This window comes from Pseudonocardia sp. SID8383 (assembly GCF_009864975.1).
Lineage (GTDB): Bacteria > Actinomycetota > Actinomycetes > Mycobacteriales > Pseudonocardiaceae > Pseudonocardia > Pseudonocardia alni.
Genome location: NZ_WWFY01001051.1, coordinates 1 through 22,952, shown reverse-complemented (window position 1 = coordinate 22,952; position 22,952 = coordinate 1). Strand labels below are relative to the sequence as shown.

26 protein-coding genes are annotated in these 22,952 nt (G+C 74.2%); 19 read left to right on the top strand and 7 right to left on the bottom strand.

The genetic code is table 11. The features are described 5' to 3' along the window. The 3 genes from GTW08_RS25470 to GTW08_RS25460 all read right to left on the bottom strand — a co-directional run. Positions 1-383, bottom strand: a 383-nt coding sequence (locus GTW08_RS25470; protein ID WP_346009971.1) for a biotin/lipoyl-containing protein, incomplete at its 3' end; no start/stop codon positions are given. Continuing rightward, positions 380-1,348, bottom strand: a complete 969-nt coding sequence (locus GTW08_RS25465; RefSeq protein ID WP_083658972.1) for an alpha-ketoacid dehydrogenase subunit beta — start codon at positions 1,346-1,348, stop codon at positions 380-382. The genes GTW08_RS25465 and GTW08_RS25470, both read right to left, overlap by 4 nt. A gap of 23 nt (positions 1,349-1,371) precedes the next feature. Next, positions 1,372-2,403, bottom strand: coding sequence for a thiamine pyrophosphate-dependent dehydrogenase E1 component subunit alpha (locus GTW08_RS25460; protein WP_237454182.1), 1,032 nt, complete (start codon positions 2,401-2,403; stop codon positions 1,372-1,374). A gap of 198 nt (positions 2,404-2,601) precedes the next feature. Here GTW08_RS25460 and GTW08_RS25455 point away from each other — a divergent pair, with 198 nt between their 5' ends. Next, positions 2,602-3,030 (top strand): Lrp/AsnC family transcriptional regulator, encoded by a 429-nt coding sequence (locus GTW08_RS25455; protein ID WP_304580190.1) that lies wholly within the window; start codon positions 2,602-2,604, stop codon positions 3,028-3,030. Here the strand turns inward: GTW08_RS25455 and GTW08_RS25450 are convergent. The 3 genes from GTW08_RS25450 to paaZ are packed head-to-tail and all read right to left on the bottom strand — an operon-like array spanning position 3,027 to position 7,096. Beyond that, a complete protein-coding gene (locus tag GTW08_RS25450; protein WP_202417673.1) occupies positions 3,027-3,686 on the bottom strand; it encodes a DsbA family protein in 660 nt (219 codons plus the stop codon). The genes GTW08_RS25455 and GTW08_RS25450 overlap by 4 nt on opposite strands. Before the next feature lie 48 nt (positions 3,687-3,734). Next, entirely contained in the window at positions 3,735-5,066 is a 1,332-nt protein-coding gene (gene paaK / locus GTW08_RS25445; protein WP_100878394.1) for a phenylacetate--CoA ligase PaaK, read from the bottom strand. After that, complete coding sequence (gene paaZ / locus GTW08_RS25440) at positions 5,066-7,096, bottom strand: phenylacetic acid degradation bifunctional protein PaaZ (protein WP_073577397.1); 2,031 nt, start codon at positions 7,094-7,096, stop codon at positions 5,066-5,068. Before paaZ ends, paaK begins: the two co-directional genes overlap by 1 nt. A 158-nt stretch (positions 7,097-7,254) precedes the next feature. On the opposite strand from paaZ, the gene GTW08_RS25435 reads away from it, so the two are divergent. The 3 genes from GTW08_RS25435 to GTW08_RS25425 are packed head-to-tail and all read left to right on the top strand — an operon-like array spanning position 7,255 to position 9,064. Beyond that, positions 7,255-8,073: an enoyl-CoA hydratase/isomerase family protein gene (locus tag GTW08_RS25435; protein ID WP_073577396.1), complete on the top strand. Its 819-nt coding sequence runs from the start codon at positions 7,255-7,257 to the stop codon at positions 8,071-8,073. After that, positions 8,070-8,666, top strand: coding sequence for a TetR/AcrR family transcriptional regulator (locus tag GTW08_RS25430; protein ID WP_073577395.1), 597 nt, complete (start codon positions 8,070-8,072; stop codon positions 8,664-8,666). The genes GTW08_RS25435 and GTW08_RS25430 overlap by 4 nt, the downstream gene beginning before the upstream one ends. Next, positions 8,663-9,064 carry a GNAT family N-acetyltransferase gene (locus GTW08_RS25425; protein ID WP_073577394.1) on the top strand — a complete coding sequence of 134 codons (402 nt, stop codon included), beginning with the start codon at positions 8,663-8,665 and terminating at the stop codon, positions 9,062-9,064. Before GTW08_RS25430 ends, GTW08_RS25425 begins: the two co-directional genes overlap by 4 nt. Position 9,065: 1 nt before the next feature. Here GTW08_RS25425 and GTW08_RS25420 read toward each other — a convergent pair whose 3' ends face one another. Continuing rightward, on the bottom strand, positions 9,066-10,028 hold the full coding sequence (locus GTW08_RS25420; protein ID WP_073577393.1) for a DUF559 domain-containing protein: 963 nt from the start codon (positions 10,026-10,028) through the stop codon (positions 9,066-9,068). A 163-nt stretch (positions 10,029-10,191) separates the two neighbouring features. Between GTW08_RS25420 and paaA the strand changes: the two genes are divergently transcribed. The 15 genes from paaA to GTW08_RS25345 all read left to right on the top strand — a co-directional run. Further along, positions 10,192-11,139 (top strand): 1,2-phenylacetyl-CoA epoxidase subunit PaaA, encoded by a 948-nt coding sequence (gene paaA / locus GTW08_RS25415; RefSeq protein WP_073577392.1) that lies wholly within the window; start codon positions 10,192-10,194, stop codon positions 11,137-11,139. Between the two features lie 44 nt (positions 11,140-11,183). Next, entirely contained in the window at positions 11,184-11,570 is a 387-nt protein-coding gene (gene paaB, locus GTW08_RS25410; protein ID WP_139282956.1) for a 1,2-phenylacetyl-CoA epoxidase subunit PaaB, read from the top strand. After that, positions 11,567-12,445: a 1,2-phenylacetyl-CoA epoxidase subunit PaaC gene (gene paaC / locus GTW08_RS25405; RefSeq protein ID WP_073577390.1), complete on the top strand. Its 879-nt coding sequence runs from the start codon at positions 11,567-11,569 to the stop codon at positions 12,443-12,445. The genes paaB and paaC overlap by 4 nt, the downstream gene beginning before the upstream one ends. Continuing rightward, positions 12,442-12,930 carry a 1,2-phenylacetyl-CoA epoxidase subunit PaaD gene (gene paaD / locus GTW08_RS25400; RefSeq protein ID WP_304580188.1) on the top strand — a complete coding sequence of 163 codons (489 nt, stop codon included), beginning with the start codon at positions 12,442-12,444 and terminating at the stop codon, positions 12,928-12,930. Before paaC ends, paaD begins: the two co-directional genes overlap by 4 nt. Positions 12,931-13,012: 82 nt before the next feature. Continuing rightward, positions 13,013-14,182: a 1,2-phenylacetyl-CoA epoxidase subunit PaaE gene (paaE, locus tag GTW08_RS25395; protein WP_083658962.1), complete on the top strand. Its 1,170-nt coding sequence runs from the start codon at positions 13,013-13,015 to the stop codon at positions 14,180-14,182. 11 nt (positions 14,183-14,193) lie between these two features. Continuing rightward, on the top strand, positions 14,194-14,970 hold the full coding sequence (locus tag GTW08_RS25390) for an IclR family transcriptional regulator (RefSeq protein WP_073577389.1): 777 nt from the start codon (positions 14,194-14,196) through the stop codon (positions 14,968-14,970). Between the two features lie 98 nt (positions 14,971-15,068). Further along, a complete protein-coding gene (locus GTW08_RS25385; protein WP_073577388.1) occupies positions 15,069-16,412 on the top strand; it encodes an MFS transporter in 1,344 nt (447 codons plus the stop codon). Continuing rightward, positions 16,409-17,473 (top strand): aromatic ring-hydroxylating dioxygenase subunit alpha, encoded by a 1,065-nt coding sequence (locus GTW08_RS25380; protein WP_073577387.1) that lies wholly within the window; start codon positions 16,409-16,411, stop codon positions 17,471-17,473. Before GTW08_RS25385 ends, GTW08_RS25380 begins: the two co-directional genes overlap by 4 nt. After that, a complete protein-coding gene (locus GTW08_RS25375; RefSeq protein ID WP_073577386.1) occupies positions 17,470-17,661 on the top strand; it encodes a hypothetical protein in 192 nt (63 codons plus the stop codon). The genes GTW08_RS25380 and GTW08_RS25375 overlap by 4 nt, the downstream gene beginning before the upstream one ends. Next, the gene (locus GTW08_RS25370; protein ID WP_304580187.1) at positions 17,658-18,599 is read left to right on the top strand and encodes a PDR/VanB family oxidoreductase; all 942 of its coding nucleotides are present in this window, start codon (positions 17,658-17,660) and stop codon (positions 18,597-18,599) included. Before GTW08_RS25375 ends, GTW08_RS25370 begins: the two co-directional genes overlap by 4 nt. A gap of 27 nt (positions 18,600-18,626) precedes the next feature. Next, complete coding sequence (locus GTW08_RS25365) at positions 18,627-19,229, top strand: phosphoribosylanthranilate isomerase (protein WP_073577385.1); 603 nt, start codon at positions 18,627-18,629, stop codon at positions 19,227-19,229. A 271-nt stretch (positions 19,230-19,500) separates the two neighbouring features. After that, entirely contained in the window at positions 19,501-20,643 is a 1,143-nt protein-coding gene (locus tag GTW08_RS25360; protein ID WP_073577384.1) for a CaiB/BaiF CoA transferase family protein, read from the top strand. Beyond that, a complete protein-coding gene (locus GTW08_RS25355; protein ID WP_073577383.1) occupies positions 20,640-21,281 on the top strand; it encodes a GntR family transcriptional regulator in 642 nt (213 codons plus the stop codon). Before GTW08_RS25360 ends, GTW08_RS25355 begins: the two co-directional genes overlap by 4 nt. A 10-nt stretch (positions 21,282-21,291) precedes the next feature. Then, entirely contained in the window at positions 21,292-22,482 is a 1,191-nt protein-coding gene (locus GTW08_RS25350) for an alpha-amylase family glycosyl hydrolase (protein WP_073577382.1), read from the top strand. A 222-nt stretch (positions 22,483-22,704) separates the two neighbouring features. After that, a partial coding sequence (locus GTW08_RS25345) for a hypothetical protein (RefSeq protein ID WP_161152639.1) occupies positions 22,705-22,952 on the top strand: 248 nt, incomplete at its 3' end.

Here is a 22,952-nt window from a genome sequence, read left to right as displayed (position 1 = left end):
GGCGCGGGTGAGTCGGCGGGCACGGGCGAAGGGGCGGGCGCGGGTGGGTCGGCGCGCTTCGCGGCCCGGCGACGCCGGCGGGCCCCCTCGTGCCCGCCGGACGTGCCGTACCCGATCAGGACGTTCCCCGATCCGGTGTCCCCGGCGTCCCCGACCGACACCAGCGGCTCCCCGACCCGCAGCGTCTCGCCCTCCGCACCGTGCCGGGTCAGCACCGTGCCCGCGTACGGCGACGGCACCTCGACCACGGCCTTCGCCGTCTCCACCTCGGCCACGGGCTGGTCGACGCCGACGGTGTCCCCGTCGGCCACCAGCCAGCGGACCAGCTCGGCCTCGGTCAGCCCCTCCCCCAGGTCGGGCAGGGTGAACACCTGCGCACTCACGCCGCGTCCTCCCAGCCGAGCGAGTCGACGGCGTCGAGCACCCGGTCCACCCCGGGCAGGTGGTGCTGCTCCAGCTTCGGCGGCGGGTAGGGCACGTCGAATCCGGTCACCCGGCGCACCGGCGCCTCGAGGTGGTGGAAGCACCGCTCGGAGATCCTGGCGGCGATCTCCGAGGCGACCGAGGCGAACCCCGGGGCCTCCGCGACGACGACCGCCCGCCCGGTCCGGCGGACCTGCGCGCAGACGGTCTCGTCGTCGAACGGCACGATCGACCGCAGGTCGACCACGCCCAGGTCACGGCCCTCGCGGGCGGCCTCCTCGGCGGCGGCGAGCACGACCGGGACCGTCGGGCCGTAGGCGATGAGCGTCGCGTCGACCCCGGGGCGGCGGACGACGGCACGTCCGATCGGCGGCACCGGGACGGTCGTGTCCACCTCCTCCTTCATGAAGTAGTGCTTCTTCGGCTCCAGGAAGACCACCGGATCCGGGTACTCGATCGCCGCGCGGAGCAGGCCGTGGGCGTCGGCGTTCGTGGCCGGGGCGAGCACGGTCAGCCCGGCGGTGTGGGCGTAGTACGCCTCGGAGGAGTCGCAGTGGTGCTCGACGCCGCCGATCCCGCCGGCGTAGGGCACCCGGATGACCATCGGCAGCCGCATCCGGCCCGAGGTGCGGTTGCCGAACTTCGCGACGTGGCTGGCGATCTGCTCGAACGCCGGATAGGCGAACGCGTCGAACTGCATCTCGACGACGGGCCGCAGCCCGTTCATCGCCATCCCCACCGCCGTGCCGACGATGCCGGACTCGGCGAGCGGGGTGTCGAAGCAGCGGTGCTCGCCGAACTCGGCCGTGAGCCCGTCGGTGACCCGGAAGACCCCGCCGAGCGGACCGACGTCCTCCCCGAACACGACGACGGTCGGGTCGGCGGCCATCGCCTCGCGCAGCGCCGTGTTGATCGACTGCGCCATGGTGAGCTTCACGGGACCGGTCTTCACGGCGTGACCTCCAGCTCGGCGCGCAGCTGGGCGCGCTGCTCGCGCAGCTGCGGGGTGGGGTGGGCGTAGACGTGGGCGAACAGGTCCTCGGGGTCCACCGGGGACTCGGCCGCGATGCCGGCGCGCAGGGCGGCGGCCATCCGCTCGGCGTCGTCGGTGAGCGCGCGCTCGGCGTCGTCGTCGAGCAGGCCGTCGGCGCGCAGCCGAGCGCGCAGACGCACCAGCGGGTCGCGGCCTGCCCAGGAGGCGACCTCGCTCTCGTCGCGGTAGCGGCCCGCGTCGTCGGCGTTGGTGTGGGCCTCCATGCGGTAGGTGTCGGCCTCCACCAGCGTCGGGCCGCCACCGGAGCGGGCCAGGGAGACGGCGCCGTCGAGCACGGTGAGCAGCGCGGGGAGGTCGTTGCCGTCGACCCGCACACCGGGCATGCCGTAGCCGACCGCCTTGTCCGCGAGGTCGGCGGCTGCGCTCTGCCGATGCAGCGGCACCGAGATCGCGTACTTGTTGTTCTGCACGAGGAACACCACCGGCGCCCGGAACACCGCGGCGAAGTTCAGCGCCTCGTGGAAGTCGCCCTCGCTGGTCGCGCCATCGCCGCAGAGCGCCAGGACGGCGTCGGGCTCGCCCTTGAGCCGCGCGGCGTGGGCGACGCCGACGGCGTGCAGCAGCTGTGTGGCGAGCGGGGTCGCCTGCGGGGCGACGCGGTGGCCGGCGACGTCGTAGCCGCAGTGCCGGTCCCCCCGCAGCATCGTGAGCACCTCCACCGGGTCGACACCGCGCGCGACGATCGCTGCGGTGTCGCGGTAGGTCGGGAAGAGCCAGTCGTCGTCGCCCAGCACCATCGCCGCGGCCACCTGGCAGGCCTCCTGGCCGCGCGAGGACGGGTACACGGCCAGACGCCCCTGCCGGACCAGCGCGCCGGCCTGCTCGTTGAGCCGCCGGGCGTGCACCAGGCCGCGGTAGCCGTCGAGCAGCCGGTCCGGCGGCGGGAGCTGAGCGCCGGGCACCGTGGTGCCGTCCGGTTCCAGCAGGCGGACGGTCTCGCGCCGGTCGTCCACGATGACTCCCCTCCGTGCGGACACAGTGCCTCGAGAATGGCGCATGATCCGTACGATCGACTCGGAAAGCGGAGATGCCGAGACGATCGGCCCGCAGCGCGGCACCGCTCCGGACGAGTGGTCCGGGTCACCGGTGTCCGGCGGGGCGCGGCGAGACGAACGGAGGGGCCGGTGCTCGACGACATCGACCGGCGGATGGTCGGGGAGCTGCAGCGCGACGGCAGGCTGACCGGGCGCGCGCTGGCCGAGCGCCTGACGATCTCGCGGGCGAACGCCTACGCCCGCCTCGCCCGGCTCGTCGACGATCGCGTGGTCACCGGGTTCACCGCGCTCGTCGACCAGGACAAGGTGGGGCTGCACACCTCGGCGTACGTGACGCTGACAGTGCGCCAGAACAGCTGGCGCGAGCTGCGCGAACAGCTGCGCGCGATCCCCGAGGTCCGGCACATGGCGCTGGTCGGCGGGGACTTCGACGTACTGCTGCTGGTGCGCACCACCGGCAACGACGCGCTGCGCAGCGTCGTGCTCGAACGCCTGCAGGCGCTGCCGGCCGTGGTGTCGACCCGGACGATCCTGATCTTCGAGGACGAGTCCCGCTAGCCGCGGGCGGGTGTGCCCTCGGCCCAGGCGGTGTCCAGCACCTCGCGCAGCGCCTCGATCGGCTGGGCGCCCGCGACGCCGTAGCGGTCGTCGATCACCAGGAACGGCACCGAGGTGATGCCCAGGCGGCGGGCCAGGTCCTCGTCGGCGCGGACGTCGTCGAGGTGGCGGTCGGAGCCGAGCACCGCGCGGACGCCGTCCTCGTCGAGCCCGGCGCCGACGGCGATCCGGACCAGCGCCTCCGGGTCACCGATCGGCTCGCCGTCGGTGAACGAGGCCCGCAGCAGCCGGCCCTTCAGCTCGTCCTGCACCGTGGCGCCGCCGGTCTCCCAGGCGTGGTGCAGCAGCCGGTGGGCGTCGGCGGTGTTGCCGTGGCGGGCCCGGTCGAAGCGGAACTCCAACCCGTCCGCGGCCGCGGTGGCGGTGACCTGGCCCTCCATCCGGCGGGCCGCCGCGACGCTCACGCCGTACTTGGCCGCCAGGTGCTCGGCCCGGTCACCGGGCTGCTTGCGCGGCGCGGCCGGATCGAGCTCGAAGCTGCGCCACCGCAGCGTCACCGCGTCGCGGTGTGCGAAACCGGACAACGCCGCCTGCAGACGCGCCCGCCCGATCGCGCACCACGGGCAGACGACGTCGGACCAGATCTCGAGCTTCACGACCGGTCGCAACCCGCGCGCGACCCACGGCATTCCCCGCCGAGGAGGTCAGCTCCTCGGCTCCCGGTGGTCCTTGAGCCGCTGCAGCTTCCCGACCGAGCGCTCCAGGGTGTCGGGGTCCACGACGTCGCAGGTCACGGAGATACCGACGGTCTCCTTCACCGCGCGCACGAGCTCCGCGGCGGCCGGGTCGCGACGGTCGGCGGGCGTGTCGCCGCGGGCCTCCACGCGCACGGTCATCGCGTCGAGCCTGCCCTGGGTGGTCAGCTCCAGCTGGAAGTGCGGCGCGAGCCCGGGCGTGCGGAGCACGATCTCCTCGATCTGGGTCGGGAAGACGTTCACCCCGCGCAGGATGATCATGTCGTCGGACCGGCCGGTGATCTTGGCCATCCGCCGCATCTGCGGCCGCGCGGTACCCGGGAGCAATGTCGTGAGGTCGCGGGTGCGGTAGCGGATGATCGGCAGCCCCTCCTTGGTGAGGCTGGTGAACAGCAACTCTCCCTCGGAGCCGTCGGGCAGCGGGGTGCCGTCGAGCGGGTCGACGACCTCGGGCAGGAAGTGGTCCTCCCAGATGTGCAGACCGTCCTTGGTCTCCACGCACTCCTGTGACACGCCGGGTCCCATGACCTCGGACAGCCCGTAGATGTCGACGGCGTGGATGCCGGCCCGCTCCTCGATCTCGGCGCGCATCTGCTCGGTCCAGGGCTCGGCACCGAAGATCCCGACCTGCAGGCTCGTCGACCGGGGGTCGACACCCTGGCGCTCGAACTCGTCGAGCAGGGTGAGCATGTAGCTCGGGGTCAGCATGATGACCTCGGGCTCGAAGTCGCCGATGAGCTGCACCTGGCGCGGGGTCATCCCGCCGGAGACGGGGATGACGGTCGCGCCCAGCTTCTCCGCGCCGTAGTGCGCGCCGAGCCCGCCGGTGAACAGGCCGTACCCGTAGGCGACGTGGACGCGGTGGCCGGGGCGCCCGCCCGCGGCCCGGATCGACCGGGCGACGAGCCCGGCCCACCGGTCGAGGTCACCCGCGGTGTAGCCGACGACGGTCGGGCGCCCCGTCGTGCCCGACGACGCGTGGATCCGCGCGATCCGCTCACGCGGCACCGCGAACATGCCGAACGGGTAGGTCTCCCGCAGGTCGGCCTTGGTCGTCGTCGGGAACTTCGCGATGTCGGCGAGCTCGCGGCAGTCGGCGGGGCGCACGCCGTGCTCGTCGAACCTCGCGCGGTAGTGCGGCACGTTGTCGTAGGCGTGCCGCAGCGACCACTGCAGACGCTCCAGCTGCAGCGCACGCAGCTCGTCGACCGACATCCGCTCGGCGGGGTCCAGCAGCTCGGCCGGGGGCGCGTCGCCGAGGCGCCTCGTCGCCGCCGTCATCACGCGTCCTTCTTCGCGACGAGGGTGAGTACGTCGTAGCGGGCGACGGACTCGCCGTCCTGCCGCGTGACGTCGGCGTCCCAGCGGACCTCGCCGTAGCCGGCGGACTCGCGCGGGGTGAGCTGCTTGCAGGTCAGGGTCACGGTCAGCTCGTCGTCGAAGCGGACCGGGGTGAGGAACCGCAGCCCGTCGACGCCGAAGTTCGCGAGCACCGGGCCCGGGTCCGGGTCGACGAACAGGCCGGCGGCCAGCGAGACGACCAGGTAGCCGTGCGCGACGCGCTGCCCGAACAGCGGGTTCGCCGCGGCGGCGGCCTCGTCCATGTGCGCGTAGAACGTGTCGCCGGTGAACTCGGCGAAGTGCTCCACGTCCTCCCGGGTCACCCGGCGCGGACCGGCGACCAGGCAGTCGCCGGGGCGCAGCTCCTCGAGATGCCTGCGGAACGGGTGCACGTCGGTGGTGTGGCGCTGCGCACCGGTGACCCAGCGGCCGGTGATCGCGGCGAGCGAGTCGGGGTCGGCCTGGACCGCGGTGCGCTGCATGTGGTGGAACACCCCGCGCACGCCGCCCATCTCCTCACCGCCGCCGGCGCGGCCCGGGCCGCCGTGGACGAGCTGCGGCAGCGGCGACCCGTGCCCGGTGGACTCGCCCGCGTCGCGGGCGTTGAGCACGTGCACGCGGCCGTGGAACGGCGCGACACCGAGCACGACCTCGCGGACGAACCCGGGGTCGGCGGAGACGACGGACCCGGCGAGCGACCCCTGACCGCGGGCGGCGTAGTCGATCAGCTGCGCAGGAGTGTCGTAGGGCAGCACGGTCGACACCGGGCCGAACGCCTCGACCTCGTGCGGCTCGGCGCGGTCCGGGTCACCGACCAGCAGCAGCGGGGAGACGAACGCGCCACGGTCGGCGTCGGCGCCGGTCACCTCGACGTGGTCGGGGTCGCCGAACACGATCCGGCCGGCATCGCGCAGGGCCTTCACGCTGCGGCGCACCTCCTCGCGCTGGTCGAGGCTCGCGAGCGCCCCCATCCGGACGCCCTCGGCGCCGGGGGCGCCGACCACGACCCTCGCGAGCCGCGCGGTGACGGCCTCGACGACGGCGTCGACGTGTGCGCGCGGCACGAACGCGCGCCGGATCGCGGTGCACTTCTGCCCGGCCTTGACCGTCATCTCGGTGGTCAGGGCCTTCACGAAGAGGTCGAACTCCTCGGTGCCGGGCGTCGCGTCCGGGCCGAGCGCGGCCAGGTTCAGCGAGTCGGCCTCGGCGGAGAACCGCACGGAGTTCCGGACGACCCCGGGGTGGCTGCGCAGGGTCTGAGCGGTCGACGCCGAGCCGGTGAAGCTCACCAGGTCCTGTCCGGTGAGGTGGTCGAAGCAGTCCCCCAACGACCCGGCGACGAACTGGACCGCGCCGTCGGGCAGCAGACCCGAGTCCACGATCAGCTCGACCAGCCTCGCGGTCAGGAACGCGGTCGGCGACGCCGGCTTGATCAGCGTGGGGACACCGGCGAGGAACGCCGGGGCGAGCTTCTCCAGCGGCCCCCAGACCGGGAAGTTGAACGCGTTGACCTGCACCGCGACTCCGTGACGCGGGGTCAGCACGTGCTGGCCGAGGAAGCTGCCGCCGCGGCTCAGCGGCTCGACCGCGCCCTCGACGAACACGGTGTCGTTGGGCAGCTCACGCTTGGCCTTCGAGGCGTAGGCGAGCAGAACCCCGATGCCGCCGTCGATGTCGAACGTCGAGTCGTCGAGGGTCGCCCCCGTGCGCGCGGAGACGGCGTAGAGCTCCTCACGGTGCTCGCGCAGGTGCCCGCCGAGTGCCTTCAGCAGTGCGGCGCGCTGGTGGAAGGTCAGCTCGCGCAGGGCCGGGCCACCGGTGCGGCGACCGTGGGCCAGGGCCGCGCCGAGGTCCAGGCCCTCGGCGGAGACACGGGCGACCTCCTCGCCGGTCACCGCGTTGTACAGCGGGCGGCCCTCGCCGCTCCCGGTCTGCCAGGTACCGGAGAGGTGACTGCGGAGCAGGGTCATCGGCGAGCCTCCGTCGCGCTTCGTCGTCGCGGGTCAGCAATTGAACCGACCGTTCGTTCGGGCGAACCTAGCACCGGTCCACGGAACCGCACCAGGGTCCGTCCGGACGCCGGCAGGAAGGGGAGACCGATCGTTCGGTCGGCCGCTAGGCTCACCGGATGTCCTCCCCCGCCACCGGCACCGATCCCGCCGTCCTCGTGACCCGCGACGAGACCGACCCGTCGGTCGCAGTGGTCACGCTGAACCGCCCCGCGAAGTACAACGCGCTCACCGTCGAGCTCAAGGAGGCGCTGCTCGCGGCGGCCGTGGAGGTCGCCGCGGACGAGACGGTGCGTGCCGTCGTGCTGACCGGGGCCGGGAAGGCGTTCTGCGTCGGCCAGGACCTGGGCGAGCACGCCGCGGCGCTCGAGGTCGACCCCGTCGACGCCCTGGGAACCGTCCGCCGGCACTACAACCCGTTGATCCGCGCGCTCAACGAAGCGCCCAAGCCGGTGATCGCCGCGATCAACGGACCGTGCGTGGGCGCCGGGCTCGGCATCGCGCTGGCCGCCGACCTGAGGATCGCTGCGGAGGGCCTGAAGTTCTCCACCGCGTTCACCGGCATCGGACTGTCCACCGACAGCGGCCTCGCGGCGTCGCTCGCGCACGCCGTCGGCGTCTCCCGGGCGACCGAACTGGTGCTGCTGAACGAGCAGTTCACCGCCGAGGACGCCCGCAACTGGGGCCTGGTGCGCGACGTCGTCCCGGCCGATGAGGTCCTCGGCACCGCACTGGAGCTCGCGCGCCGGCTGGCCGCCGGACCCACCCGCGCCTACGCCGAGGTGAAGGGCGCGCTGCGCTTCGGCGCGGTCAACGAGCTCCCCGCCGTCCTGGAGTACGAGGCCGACGCCCAGGTCCGGCTGTCGACCACGCGCGACCACCAGCAGGCCGTGAGCGACTTCCTCGCGAAGAAGAAGCCCGTCTTCGAGGGCCGATGAGCTCGCCGGTCAAGCGGGCCCGGCGGCCCAGCGGCGGCCGCGACGCGCTGCTCGAGACCGCGGTCGGGGAGTTCATCGACCGCGGCTACGACGCGACGTCGATGGAGGACCTCTCGCGGGCCGCCGGGATCACGAAGTCGTCGTTCTACCACCACTTCGCGGGCAAGGAGGCGCTGCTGCGCGCGGCGCTGGAACGCGCCGTCGACGGGCTGTTCGGCGTGCTCGACCTCCCCGAGGCCCGCACCGGCTCCCCCGCCGACCGGCTGCGGGTGATCGTCGCCGCGCAGGTCGGGGTGCTGATGGCCGAGCTGCCGTACGTCACCCTGCTGCTCCGGGTGCGCGGCAACACCGAGACCGAGCGCTGGGCACTGGAACGCCGCCGTGCGTTCGACGCGGCCGTGCGCGCCCTGGTCCGCGACGCCGTCGACGCCGGCGAGGTCCGCTCCGACGTCGACCCCGCCCTGGCCGCACGGTTGCTGTCCGGCACGATCAACTCGATCGTCGAGTGGTACCGCCCAGGCCGCCCCGGGACCGCCACCCTGCCCGAGGACGTCGTCCGCGCCGCCTTCTCCGGCATCGTCCCGGCCCCGTGACCGACGTCCGGGTCCGCGTCCGCCCCGAGGTCGACGACGCCGCGCTCTCCGCGCTGCACGCCGCCGGGTTCGACGAGACCCCACGCCTGCGACGCTGGTCCGCCCAGCTCGCCGCACACAGCCTGAGCTGGCTCGACGCCCGCGACGGCGAGGCGCTCGCCGGGTTCGTCAACCTCGCCTGGGACGGCGACCGGCACGCGTTCCTGCTCGACCTCGTCGTCGCCGACGGGTACCGCCGCCGCGGGATCGGCCGGGCGCTGGTCGCCGGGGCCGTGGAGCAGGCCACCGCGGCGGGCTGCACCTGGCTGCACGTGGACTTCGCCCCCCACCTGATCCCCTTCTACCGCTCCTGCGCCCTCCCACCCACCGACGCCGGCCTGCTCCGCCTGCACCGCTGAGTCACGCCGAGCGTGACGAACCGGTGCCCGGCACCACGGCTTCGCGACGCTCGAGGTGGGCCCGGACGGAGAGGGCGAGGGACTCCGGGTACAGGAGGACGTCGACGGCGGAGGGGCGCAGGATCGTCCAGCCCGCGCGGGACAGGTACTGCTGACGCTCCAGGTCCTTGCGGGCCTGCGCCGGATCGCGGTGGTGCTCGCCGTCGTACTCGATCCCGAGTCGTACGTGCGGGTAGGAGAGGTCGATCCGGTAGGGGCCGACGGGGTGCTGCAGCACCGGTGGCGGCAGCCCGCCGTCGTGCAGCGCCAGCCGGACGCGGGTCTCCATCGGTGACCCGGCGAGCGGATCCGACAGCGCGACGAGGCCGGGGAGCCGCCGGATCCCGCGCGCGCCCGGACGCCGCCCGGCGAGGTCGAGCACCGAGGTCGGAGTGAAGCCACCGACCCGGGCCAGGGCGTCGAGAGCGATCACGGCCTCCACCCGCGGCACCCGGCGGGCCAGGTCGAAGGCGGTGCGCAGCGGCGTGGTGGCGGTGACCGTCCGGCCGGGTACGAACCTCGGTCGGCGGCCTCCGGGGACCGGGATCCGTACCCCCGGCACCAGCTCGTCCGGCGCGAGCAGGCCGCGGTGGACGAGCACGCCGCCGCGGATCCGCCGACTGCCACCCGGCGCCACGATCTCGACCGGGACATCCTTCGGAGCGCACCGGGCGTCGTGCACCTCCGCCGCCGCCCAGCCCGCGAGCGCGACGGAACCGCCGCCGGGCACGGGGGCCCCCGTGACGGCGAGCGCTCCGACCGCCAGGGCCGCGGCCTCGCACCGCAACAGGTAGGTCACCGGCACCTCGGCGCGGACGTGCACGCCGCGCACCAGACGCCGGAAGCGCGGGCCGCGCAGCTGGTTCGGGGTGACCAGCCCGGCACGGACCGCCGTCGCACCGCAGAAGGGCCGCGAAAGATCCATGCGCCTTGGACGACACCGGCGGCTCAGCGGTTCCCCTCATCGCCGAGCGTCGCGTCCGCGTGGTCGCGACCACCGGAACGCGACACCCGGTGCCGGGGTTGCGGGATCCCCCGCTCATCCGCCACACTCGTAGCCGAACGAACATTCGGTACGGAGGTGTCCAGTGACGAGCACCGCGCCATCCCCGGCGGAGCTGGAGGAGCGGTTCGACGCGACGATCGCGGCGGACCAGCGGATCGAGCCGCGGGACTGGATGCCCGAGGCCTACCGCAGGAGCCTGATCCGGCAGATCGCCCAGCACGCGCACTCGGAGATCATCGGGATGCAGCCGGAGGGCAACTGGCTGCTGCGTGCGCCGTCGCTGCGGCGCAGGGCGATCCTGCTGGCCAAGGTGCAGGACGAGGCCGGCCACGGCATGTACCTCTACGCGGCCGCGGAGACCCTCGGCGTCGACCGCGAGGAGCTCACCGAGAAGCTGATCGACTCCAAGCAGAAGTACAGCTCGATCTTCAACTACCCGACGCTGTCCTGGGCGGACATCGGCGTCATCGGGTGGCTGGTCGACGGCGCGGCGATCGCGAACCAGGTCCCGCTGTGCCGCTGCTCCTACGGGCCCTACGCCCGGGCGATGATCCGCATCTGCAAGGAGGAGTCGTTCCACCAGCGTCAGGGCTACGAGTCGCTGCTCGCGCTGACCGCGGGGACCGAGGCGCAGAAGCGCATGGTGCAGGAGTCGGTGGACCGCTGGTGGTGGCCGTCGCTGATGATGTTCGGCCCGGCCGACGGCGACTCCCCCAACACGCACCAGTCGATGGCGTGGGGCATCAAGCGCCACACCAACGACGAGCTGCGCCAGCGCTTCGTCGACATGACCGTCCCGCAGGCGGCGGTGCTGGGCGTCACGCTGCCCGACCCGGACCTGCGCTGGAACGACGAGCGGCAGGCGCACGACTTCGGCGAACCGGACTGGTCGGAGTTCACCGCCGTGGTCTCCGGGGCGGGGCCGGCGAACCGGCAGCGGCTGGACCACCGGCGTCGCGCGCACGAGAACGGGGCGTGGGTGCGCGAGGCGGCGCAGGCCTACGCGGAGAAGCAGGGGGCACGGGCATGAGCGAGCAGGACATGAGCACCGAGCGCAGCGCAGGCGGAACGAGCATGAACACCGAGAGCAGCGCAGGCGGAACGAGCATGAACGCCGAGGGCGGCCACGGCGCCGTCCCGACGACGGGTGTCGAGACCGGGCGGGGTGCGAAGCCGAGCCGTCGCGCCTGGCCGCTCTACGAGGTCTTCGTCCGCGGCAAGCGCGGGCTCAACCACGTCCACGTCGGGTCGCTGCACGCCGCGGACGACGAGATGGCCCTGCACAACGCCCGCGACGTCTACACCCGCCGCAACGAGGGTGTGAGCATCTGGGTGGTCCGCGCCGACGCGATCACCGCGTCCAGCCCGGACGAGAAGGACCCGTTCTTCGGCCCGAGCGGGGACAAGATCTACCGGCATCCGACGTTCTACGCGATCCCGGAGGAGGTGCCGCACCTGTGAGCGGCTCCGTCTACGACGGCCTCACCGAGGAGGGCGACGACCCGCGCTGGGCGTTCGGCTCGGGGTTCGAGGACAGCGAGGCGGACATCGTCGCGCCGGTTCCCGCGGGCACCGATCCGGCGGACCTCGCGGAGTACTGCCTGATGCTCGGCGACGACGCGCTGATCCTGTCCCACCGCCTGACCGAGTGGGTCTCGAACGCCCCGGAGCTGGAGGAGGAGGTCGCGCTCGCCAACACCGCGCTCGACCTGCTCGGCCAGGCCCGGGTGCTGCTGTCCCGCGCCGGGCACCTGACCGGCCGCGACGAGGACGCGCTGGCCTACTGGCGCGAGGTGTCGGAGTTCCGCTGCGTCGGGCTCGTCGAGCCGTCCGACGACCTGGACTTCGCCCGCGCCATCGCCCGGCTGCTGGTGTTCTCCAGCTGGCGGCTCGCGCTGCTGCACCGGCTCACGGACTCCGCCGACCCGGTGGTCGCCGCCGTCGCCGCGAAGGGGGTCAAGGAGGTCACCTACCACCGTGACCACGCCGCGCGGTGGACGCTGCGCCTCGGCGACGGCACGCCGGAGTCGCACCGGCGCATGCAGGACGCGCTGGAGTGGGTGTGGCCGCACCTCGGCGAGCTGTTCCGCACCACCGACACCGAGCGACGCCTGGTCGCCGCCGGTGTCGCCGTCGACCCGGCGGACACCCGCGAGGAGGTCGACGCCGTGCTCGCGCAGGTGATCGGACGGGCCACGCTGACCGTGCCGCAGGTGCCGCCGACCGGCACGATCGGGGGCCGCGGCGGCCGCCAGGGCGTGCACACCGAGAAGCTGGAGCCCGCGCTCGTCGTGCTGCAGAGCCTCGCGCGCCGGCACCCCGGGGCGTCCTGGTGAGCGGGGCGGGCACGGTCGTCGCGCAGGTCGTCGACCCCGAGATGCCGATGCTCACCCTCGACGACCTCGGCGTGATCCGCTCGGTGTCCGAACAGGACGACACGGTGACGGTCACGATCACCCCGACCTACTCCGGCTGCCCGGCGATCGAGGAGATGCGCGCGGACATCCGCGGCGCGCTCGCCGCGGCCGGGTACACCGGCGTCGAGGTGCGGACGGTGTTCTCCCCCGCCTGGAGCACGGACTGGATCAGCGAGGCCGGGCGGCGCAAGCTCGCCGAGGCCGGCGTCGCGCCACCCGGGAGCGCCCCGCGGACGGGCGGACCGATCCCGCTGACGCTGGACGCGCCGTCGACGGTCGTGCCCTGTCCGCAGTGCGGGTCCCGGGCGACCGAGGAGCTGTCGCGCTTCGGCCCGACCGCGTGCACCGCGCTGCGGCGGTGCACCACCTGCCGTGAGCCGTTCGAGCACATGAAGGAGATCTGAGGGTGCGTGAGCATCGCAGCGAGCCCTGGCGAGCGAGGAGCGGAGCGTGCCCGGTGATCGACCGGACCGGCGAGGAGATCCGATGAGCGAGCGGCGCGCGGCGGCGTGGCAGGCCCGGGCCAACCAGGCGTACGGCCGGACGACGCTCGCCCTGGACGACGAGATCGAGGCCCTGCTGGCCGAGGACGACGCGCTGCCCGCCGGCTTCCACCGGCTCGTGGTGACCGAGGTCGACCGGCTGTGCGACGACGCCGTGGCCGTCACCTTCGACGTCCCCGAGGATCTGCGCGGGCACTACGACTTCCGGCCCGGCCAGTATCTGACCCTCCGGAAGGACACCGCCGACGGCGAGGAGCGCCGGTCGTACTCGATCTGCTCCGCCGCCGGGACCGCACCGCGGGTGGGGGTGCGCCGGGTCGACGGCGGCCTGTTCTCCGCCTGGCTGGTCGACGAGGTGAGCCCGGGCGACGTCGTCGAGGTCGGCCCGCCGGCCGGGTCGTTCACCCCCGAGCTGACCGCGGGCACGCACCACGGACTCGTCGCCGCCGGGTCCGGGATCACCCCGGTGCTGTCGATCGCGGCGTCGCTGCTGGCCGCGCACGACGACACCCGCGTCACCCTCGTCTACGGCAACCGGCGGACCGACACGGTGATGTTCACCGAGGAGATCGCCGACCTGAAGAACCGCTACGGCCCGCGGCTGCATCTGCTGCACGTGCTCTCGCGCGAACCCACCGAGGCCGAGATCGTCAACGGCAGGCTGGACGCCGACCGGCTGCGGCTGCTGTTCACCGCGCTGGTCGACACCGGCGACGTCGACGACTGGTGGCTGTGCGGCCCGCTCGGCATGACCGAGGCCGCGGTCGCGGTGCTCGGTGAGCGGGGCGTCGAGCGGCGCCGGGTGCACCGCGAGCTGTTCTACGTCGACGAGCCGCCGCCGGAGGTCGACCGCCACGAGCCCGAGCGGGACGGCGACGGCGCGCAGGTCACGGTCGTCCTCGACGGACGGTCGACGACGCTGGCCGTCCCGGCGGGCGAGTACGTCCTCGACGCCGCCCAGAAGGTCCGTGGCGACCTGCCGTTCGCCTGCAAGGGCGGGGTGTGCGGGACGTGCCGGGCGAAGGTGACCGGCGGCGAGGTGACCATGCGGCGCAACTACGCGCTGGAGGACGACGAGGTCGCCGCCGGGTTCGTCCTCACCTGCCAGTCCCGCCCGGTGACCGACACCGCCACGGTCGACTACGACGCCTGATACTGGCGGGCATGACCACGTCGCGGCGCGGCCACCCGGTCGGACCGACCGGGTCGGTCGTGGTGCGCGCGCTCGGCCTGCTCGACGCGTTCGGCCCCGACCGGCCCGCGCTGTCGCTCAGCGACCTCGCCCGGCACGGTGGCGTCCCCCTGTCGACCGCGCACCGGCTCGTCGCCGACCTGGCGGCGTGGGGCGCGCTGGAACGTGACGACGAGGGCCGCTACCGGATCGGGCTGCGCGTCTGGGAGCTCGGCGCGCTCGCCCCGCGCGGGCAGGCGCTGCGCGAGACGGCGCTGCCGTTCCTGGAGGACCTGTCCCGGGTCACCCGGGAGAACGTGCAGCTCGCGGTGCGCGAGGGCGCCGAGGTGGTGTTCGTCGAGCGGCTCGCCGGCTCCGGCGCGGTCCCGGTGCAGACCCGGGTCGGGGGGCGTTTCGCGCTCACCGCGACCGGGGTCGGGCTGGTACTGCTCGCGCACTCGCCGCCGGAGCTGCAGGACGAGGTACTGGGCGCAAGGATCGAGCGCTACACCCCGTTCACGGTGACCGACCCGCAGCGGATGCGCCGCATGCTCGCCGACGTCCGCCGCGACGGCCACTCGGTCAGCGACCGGCAGGTCACCGACGACGCGCTGTCGGTCGGCGCCCCCGTCTCCGACGCCCGTGGTCAGGTCGTCGCGGCCGTCTCGCTCGTCGTGCGGCACGGCAGCGTGTCCGCCCGCGCGCTCGCCCCGCTGGTGCGCACCACCGCCGCCGGGATCAGCCGCGCGCTCAGCACCTCCACGCGCTGAAACCCTTCCATTATCCGGAAGGAACGTACGGCGCGGCCCCCGTCGCCCCGCATCCTCGCTGCACCACCACGACCGCGCGGAGACGACGGAGTCCCACCATGCGCCCATCCCCCGCGGCGGACACCGTCCGCCGCCTGCTCGACGACGCACCGATGTCCCGGTACCAGTGGGGCGCGGTCGCGGCGTGCGTCCTGCTCAACGTCCTCGACGGCTTCGACGTGCTGGTCATGGCCTTCACGGGCCGCTCGGTCGCCACCGAGTGGGACCTGTCCGGCAGCCAGCTCGGGCTGCTCCTGTCCGCGGGCCTGGTCGGCATGGCCGCCGGTTCGGTCCTCATCGGACCGTGGGCCGACCGCGTCGGGCGGCGGCCGATCGTGCTGGGCTGCCTGGTCGTGGCGGGCCTCGCCATGCTGGGCTCGGCCGCGGCGCAGTCCCCCGGCCAGCTCGGCGCGCTGCGACTGATCACCGGGCTCGGCGTCGGCGGCATCCTCGCCACCAGCAACGTCGTCGCCGCGGAGTACGCCTCGGCCCGCTGGCGGGGGCTCGCGGTCAGCCTGAACTCCACCGGCTACGCGATCGGGGCCGTCCTCGGCGGCGTGCTCGCGGCCACGCTGATCGGGCAGTTCGGCTGGCGGTCGGTGTTCCTCGCCGGGGGCCTGGCGACCCTGGCCGCGGTCCCGCTGGTCTGGTGGCGGCTGCCGGAGTCCCTGGACTTCCTGCTCGTGCGCCGCCCGGCCGGGGCGCTGGAGCGGGTCAACGCGCTGCTGGCGCGGATGGGGCACGCGGCGCTGCCCGCCCTCCCCGACGGCGCTCCGGTGCGGACCGGCGTCGCCGCGGGGTACGGGGCGCTGCTGCGCCCGGCGCTGCGCCGCACCACGGTGCTGCTCTGGATCAGCTTCTTCTGCGTGATGGCCGGGTTCTACTTCGTCACCAGCTGGACGCCGACCCTGCTGGTCGAGGCCGGGCTCTCCCCGGACGCGGGCATCGCCGGCGGCACCCTGCTCAACGTCGGCGGCATCTTCGGTGCCGCCGGGCTCGGCCTGCTCGCCGCCCGGTTCGCGCTGCGGCACGTGCTCGCCGGATACCTGCTGGCCACCGCGGTGCTGCTGGCCGTGTTCATCGCCAGTACCTCCTCGCTCGCGGTGGCGTTCGTCGTCGCCGCGCTGGTCGGGCTGTTCGTCAACGGCTGCGTCGCCGGGCTGTACGCGATGGCACCGACCTCCTACGGCGCCGACGTGCGCACCACCGGCGTCGGCACCGCGCTCGCGGTCGGCCGGTCCGGGGCGATCCTCGCGCCGACCCTGGCCGGGTCGCTGCTCGACGGTGGAGCGACCCCGCAGTCGCTCTACCTGCTCTTCGCGGCCGTGTTCGTCGGCGCGGCCGCCCTCGTCCTGCTGCTCCGCCGATCCGACACCCCCACCACCCAGGGAGTCCCCGCATGAGCTCGATCCCCCGCGACCAGTGGTACGTCGCCGCCTACTCCGCCGAGATCGGCCGCGAGCTGTTCGGCCGCACGATCTGCGACGAGCCGATCCTGTTCTGGCGCACCGAGGCAGGCCAGGTCACCGCGCACGCCGACCGCTGCGTGCACCGCCGGTTCCCGCTGTCCCAGGCCCCGAGCCGGCTCGTCGGCGACACCGTCGTCTGCGGCTACCACGGATTCACCTACGGCGCCGACGGGAAGTGCGTGGCGGTGCCGGGGCAGAACCGGGTGCCGCGCACGGCCCGGCTGGCGGCCTACCCCGTCGTCGAGCAGGACTCACTGATCTGGATCTGGATCGGGGACCCGGAGCGCGCCGACCCGCTGCGCATCCCCCGCGCGACCTACCTCGACGACGCCGCGTGGACCACGGTGCGCGGGATGGAGCCGCTGGCCGCACGGTTCTCACTGCTGGTGGACAACCTGCTCGACCTGTCGCACGAGACCTACCTGCACGGCGGCTACATCGGCACCCCCGAGGTCGCCGCCACCCCGATCTCCACCGAGGTCGACGAGGACGCCGGCGTCGTCTACGTCTCGCGGCACATGGCCGACGCCGAGTGCCCGCCGTTCTACGAACGCTCCACCGGCCTGTCCGGGCGGATCTCGCGCTGGCAGGACATCGAGTACACCCCGCCGTGCCTGTACAAGCTGCACTCCCGGATCGCGCCGGTCGGCTCGGTCCCGCACGCCGACGGCTCCGACCCGGACGCCTTCCACGTGGAGGTCGTCTACGCGATCACCCCGGAGACCGAGCACTCCACACACGACTTCTGGATGGTCGCGCGCGACTTCGCCCTCGCCGACGTCGAGGTCTCGGCGTTCCTCGCCGAGCAGAACCGCACCGTCGTGCTGCAGGACGTCGAGGCACTCGACGTGCTGGAGAAGGTGATCGCCACCGAGCCGGCGGGCTACCAGGAGCTGTCGGTCAACATCGACACCGGCGGGCTCGCCGCGCGCCGGATGCTCGCCCGGATGGCCGGCGCGGCACCGGCGGTCCCGTCCCCGGCGCCCGCCCGGTGAGCGCGATCCCCGAGGCCCCGCCCGTCCTGCACGGGCACCGTGTCCAGCGCATCCACTGGGTGCTGGGCACCGACCTGCTGCGCGCGGTGTGCCACTGCGGCGCCGAACGCGTCTTCGACGACCCGGTGCCGCTGTGGGACTGGCTGCTGGGCTGCCCCGTGGACCACGAGACCTGGAGTACGTCGTGACCGAACCCGAGCTGCACCTGGTGGTGGAGAAGAAGGAGCTCCTCGCCGACGACGTCGTGCTGCTGACCCTGCGCGACCCGTCCGGCGCCGAGCTCCCGGAGTGGACGCCCGGTGCGCACCTCGACCTCGTCCTGACCGCGGACCTCGTCCGGCAGTACTCGCTGTGCGGGGATCCGGGCGAGCGCTCGGTCTACCGGGTCGCGGTGCTGCGCGAGCCCGCCGGGCGGGGCGGCTCGGCGCACGTGCACGACGTCGTCGCCGAGGGAGACACGGTGCTCGTCCGCGGGCCGCGCAACCGGTTCGCACTCGTCGACGCCCCGGGCTACGTGTTCGTCGCCGGCGGGATCGGCATCACCCCGCTGGTCCCGATGATCGCGGCGGCGCACGCCGCGGGCGCGGACTGGCAGCTCGTCCACGGCGGGCGCAGCCGGGCCTCGATGGCGTTCACCGAGCTCGCCGGGCGTCACCCCGACCGGGTGGCCCTGGTGCCGCAGGACGAGGCCGGGCTGCTCGACGTCGCCGGGATCCTGGCCGCGGCCGCCGGGCGACCCGTGTACTGCTGCGGGCCGGAGGGGCTGCTCGCCGCCGTCGAGGCCGAGGGGGAGCGTCTCGGCGTGCCGGTGCACGTCGAGCGGTTCTCCGCCCGGCCCGGCGCGCTCGACGGCCCGGACGAGGCGTTCGAGGTGGAGCTGTCGGGGTCGGGGACGGTCGTCGCCGTCCCGGCGGGCTGCTCGATCCTCGACGCCCTGGAGGGCGCCGGGATCGCGACGCTGTCCTCGTGCCGGGAGGGGACCTGCGGGACCTGCGAGACCGGGGTCCTCGCCGGCGAGCCGGACCACCGGGACTCGCTGCTCACCGAGGAGGAGCAGGCGTCGAACGAGGTGATGATGCTGTGCGTGTCGCGCTCCCGGTCGCCGCGGCTGGTGCTCGAGCTCTGAGGCCGGGCGCCCCGTAGGGTCGGGCGCGTGTTCGTCAAGGTGTGCGGGCTGCGGACCCCCGGTGACGTCGACGCGGCCGTGGCCGCCGGCGCCGACGCGGTCGGGTTCGTCGTGTATCCGCCGAGCCCCCGCCACGTCGACCCGGCCGACCTCGGCGCGCTCGTCGCCCGGGTGCCGGACGGCGTGCGGTCGGTCGTCGTCGTCGCCGACCTGCCCGCCGACCGGGCCGCGGCGGTGACCGCCGACGCCGGCGCCGACGTGCTGCAACTGCACGGCCGCTACACCCGCGACGACTTCACCGCGGCCGCCCGCGCGCCGATCACCCTGTGGCGGGCGACCTCGCTGGCCCACGACCCCGACCTCACCGTGGGCCTGTACGGCGAGGACGTGCTGCTGCTCGACTCCCCCGTCGCCGGGTCCGGCGAGCGCTGGGACGCCGAGGCACTCGACCCGCGACCGGCCGGGAGGTGGCTGCTCGCGGGCGGGCTGGACCCGGACACCGTCGCCACCGCGGTGCGCCGCGTCCGGCCCTGGGGCGTCGACGTCTCCAGCGGCGTCGAGTCGTCCCGCGGTGTGAAGGACCACGCCCGCATCCGCGACTTCGTCGCCGCCGCCCGCGCCGTGGGCTGAGGACCGCGCGGCCGATCCGATCAGCACGTTTCCGCCCCACCGGGGGCCGCAACGTGCTGATCGACGTGGCTTGACGGCGTGGCGGGGTGGGGCGTGTGCAGCGGCAGCCCTCGAGAGATGCATGACCTCGCCGGATCGTGCATTATTCCGGCGATCAGGCACCGTCTCGACGTCGAGGAGCCGTCATGGCCGCGGGCGCACTGCAGGGCAAGGTCGCGATCGTCACCGGGGGTGCGTCCGGCATCGGCCGGGACGACAGGCGGAGCATCTGATGGCGCTCCCCCTGGACGGGCTGCTCGTCGTGTCCTGCGAGCAGGCCGTCGCCGCACCGCTGGCGACCCGGCACCTCGCCGACCTCGGCGCCCGCGTCATCAAGATCGAACGCGAGGGCTCGGGCGACTTCGCCCGCGACTACGACGAGACCGTCCACGGCATGTCCAGCCACTTCGTGTGGCTGAACCGGTCCAAGGAGTCGGTCACCCTCGACCTCAAGTCCGACGACGGCCGCGCCACGATGCTGCGGCTGCTGGACCGGGCCGACGTGTTCGTGCAGAACTTCGCCCCGGGCGCCGCCGAGCGGCTCGGGCTCGGTGCCGCGGCGCTGCGCGAGCGGTACCCGCGGCTGGTGACCTGCTCGATCTCCGGCTACGGCTCGTCCGGCCCGTACCGCGACGCCAAGGCCTACGACCTGCTCATCCAGTCCGAGGCCGGCCTGGTCTCGATCACCGGCACCGAGGACGCGCCCGCGAAGAGCGGCATCCCGGCCGCCGACATCGGCGCCGGCATGTACGCCTTCTCCGGCATCCTGTCCGCGCTCTACGAGCGGGAACGCACCGGGCAGGGCACCGACCTGGAGGTCAGCCTGTTCGACTCGCTGGTGGAGTGGATGGGCTACCCGCTCTACTACGCCGGCTACGGCGGCACCGCCCCGAAGCGGACCGGCACCAGCCACGCCGCGATCGCCCCGTACGGCACCTTCTCCGCCGGGGACGGCACCGACGTCGTCCTGTCGATCCAGAACGAACGGGAGTGGGCGACGTTCTGCGAGGTCGTGCTGGGACGCCCGGAGGTCGCGACCGACCCGCGGTTCGCGAGCGGCCGGGCCCGGGTGGAGAACCGACCCGACCTGCACGCCGAGATCGACACCGTGTTCACGGGCCTGACCGGCGACGAGCTCGTCGCGCGGCTGGTGGAGGCGCGGATCGCGCACGCCCGGCAGCGCGAGGTCGGTGAGGTGCTGGAGCACCCGCAGCTCGCCGCGCGCGACCGGTGGACCGAGGTCGGCAGCCCGGTCGGGCCGCTGCGCGCGCTGCGGCCGCCGATCACCGTCGCCGGACGGACCGCGCGGATGGACCCGGTCCCGGCCGTCGGCGAGCACACCGACGCCGTCCTCGCCTGGCTCGACGAGCGGTGAGCACGAAACGCGACCGGATCGTCGACGAGCTGCGCCGCGACATCCTCGGCGGCGGCCTCGCCCGCGGGACGCCGCTGCGCCAGGACGAGCTGGCCCGCCGGTTCGGCGCGTCCATCACCCCGGTCCGCGAGGCGCTGAGCCTGCTGTCCGCGGAGGGGCTGGTCGTCGCCGAGCACCACCGCGGGGTGCGGGTCGCCGGCGTCGATGTGGACCGGGTGACCGCGACCTACGTGGTGCGCCGGCTCACCGAGGCCCACGCGGTCCGCCGCGCGACGCCGCGGGTCTCGCGGCACGACCTCGCCCGGGCCCGCGCCGTCCTCGACCGCCCCGCCGACGACCCGGCCGCCGCCCGCGAGCGGAACCGCGAGTTCCACTTCCTGCTCTACGACCGGTGCGGCGTGCCCGCACTGCCGGAACGGATCGCCGCGCTGTGGCAGGCGTTCCCGTGGGACCTGACCCTGCACGACGACGACCGCGCCGCCGCCTCGGCCGCCGAGCACCGGGCGATCCTCGACGCGGTGACCGAAGGCGACGCCGACCGGGCCGCCGCCGCGACCGAGGAGCACGTGGCGGGCGGGTTCGCCTCGCTGCTCCGGGCGCTCGGCGGGGCGCGCGCCGGGGACCCGTTCGACGACTAGGGTCGCGCGGATGGACTGGGTACGGCACGCGATCTGGTGGCACGTGTACCCGCTGGGGTTCACCGGGGCCCACCCCGACCGCGGCGACGGCGCGGACCACTCGCTGCGACGGATCGTCGGCTGGCTCGACCACGCCGTCGCGCTGGGGGCGAACGGGCTGCTGCTCGGCCCGGTGTTCGCCTCGGCCACCCACGGCTACGACACCACCGACCACCTGCGGATCGATCCGCGCCTGGGCTCGGACGCCGACTTCGACGCGCTCGTCGCCGAGGCGAAGGGACGCGGCCTGCGGATCCTCCTCGACGGCGTGTTCAACCACGTCGGCCCCGAGCACCCGCGGCTGCTCGCCGCCCGCGCCGACCCCGGCGGGCCGGACGACGCCTGGTTCCGGCACACCGACGACGGGGAGATCGCCGTCTTCGAGGGCCACCCCGGCCTGCACACCCTCGACCACGACAACCCCGCCGTCCGCGACCACGTCGCCGACGTGCTCTGCCACTGGCTCGACCGCGGCGCCGACGGGTGGCGGCTCGACGCCGCCTACACCGTCCCCGACGACTTCTGGGCCGACGTGCTCCCCCGCGTCCGCGAGCGCCACCCGGATGCCTGGTTCCTCGGCGAGGTCATCCACGGCGAGCACGACGCGGTCACCGCCGCCACCACGATCGACGCGCTCACCCAGTACGAGCTGTGGAAGGCGATCTGGTCGAGCCTCAACGACGGCAACCCGCACGAGCTGGCGTGGGCGCTGCAGCGCCACGACCGGTTCGTCGCCGCCGCGGTGCCGAACACCTTCGTCGGCAACCACGACGTCACCCGGCTCGCGTCGCAGCTGCACGACCGCCGCCACATCGAGCTGGCCGTCGCCGTGTTGTGCACCGTCGGCGGCACCCCCTCGGTCTACGCCGGCGACGAGCTCGGCCTGACCGGGGTCAAGGAGGAGCGGGCCGGCGGCGACGACGCGGTACGCCCCGAGTTCCCCGCCGACGGGTCCCTCCCCTCCGGCGCCGACCCGCACGTCCTGGCCGTGCACCAGGAGCTGATCGGCCTGCGCAGGCGTCACCCCTGGCTGTACGACGCGCGGACCGAGGTGGCCGAGGCCACCGACGACCGGCTCGTCTACGTCAGCCACGGCGACGGTGGCGCCCTGCGGGTCACCCTCGACTACGCCGCGGGCACCTGGGACGTCCAGGACGTCTGACCCGACCTCGGCAACAGGTGGATCACGGTTGATCCTTCCGGCCGAGCGGCCCGCCACTCGCAGCACCGCGACGGCCGGTGGTCGCGGACCGGCCCCACACGGACAACCCGATCCGTACGGTCGATCACGGAACGGTCACGGTCCTGATCCCCAGCAGGACCCGCGCGCCCCGCTCCCCAGGCACCCGGGCGCAGCCGTCTCCGACGAGGAAGGACGCCCTGCGTGCCGAGGAACATCCCCGGCTCCGTGGCGGCCCGGCGCTCCCCGAGCCGGACCGACCCGAGCCGACCCCTGCCGTCGACGACCGTCGTCACCCGTGACGTCGGCCCGGAGCGGGGCGGGAGGCACCGCCGCGCGGGGCGGGCCCGCACCCTGCAGGCACTCACCTCCGCGCTCGCCGGTGGCGGCCTCGTCGCCGCGCACGCCGCGACGGGCGGTGGGCTCCCCCGGGTCGACGACCTCGCGTTGCA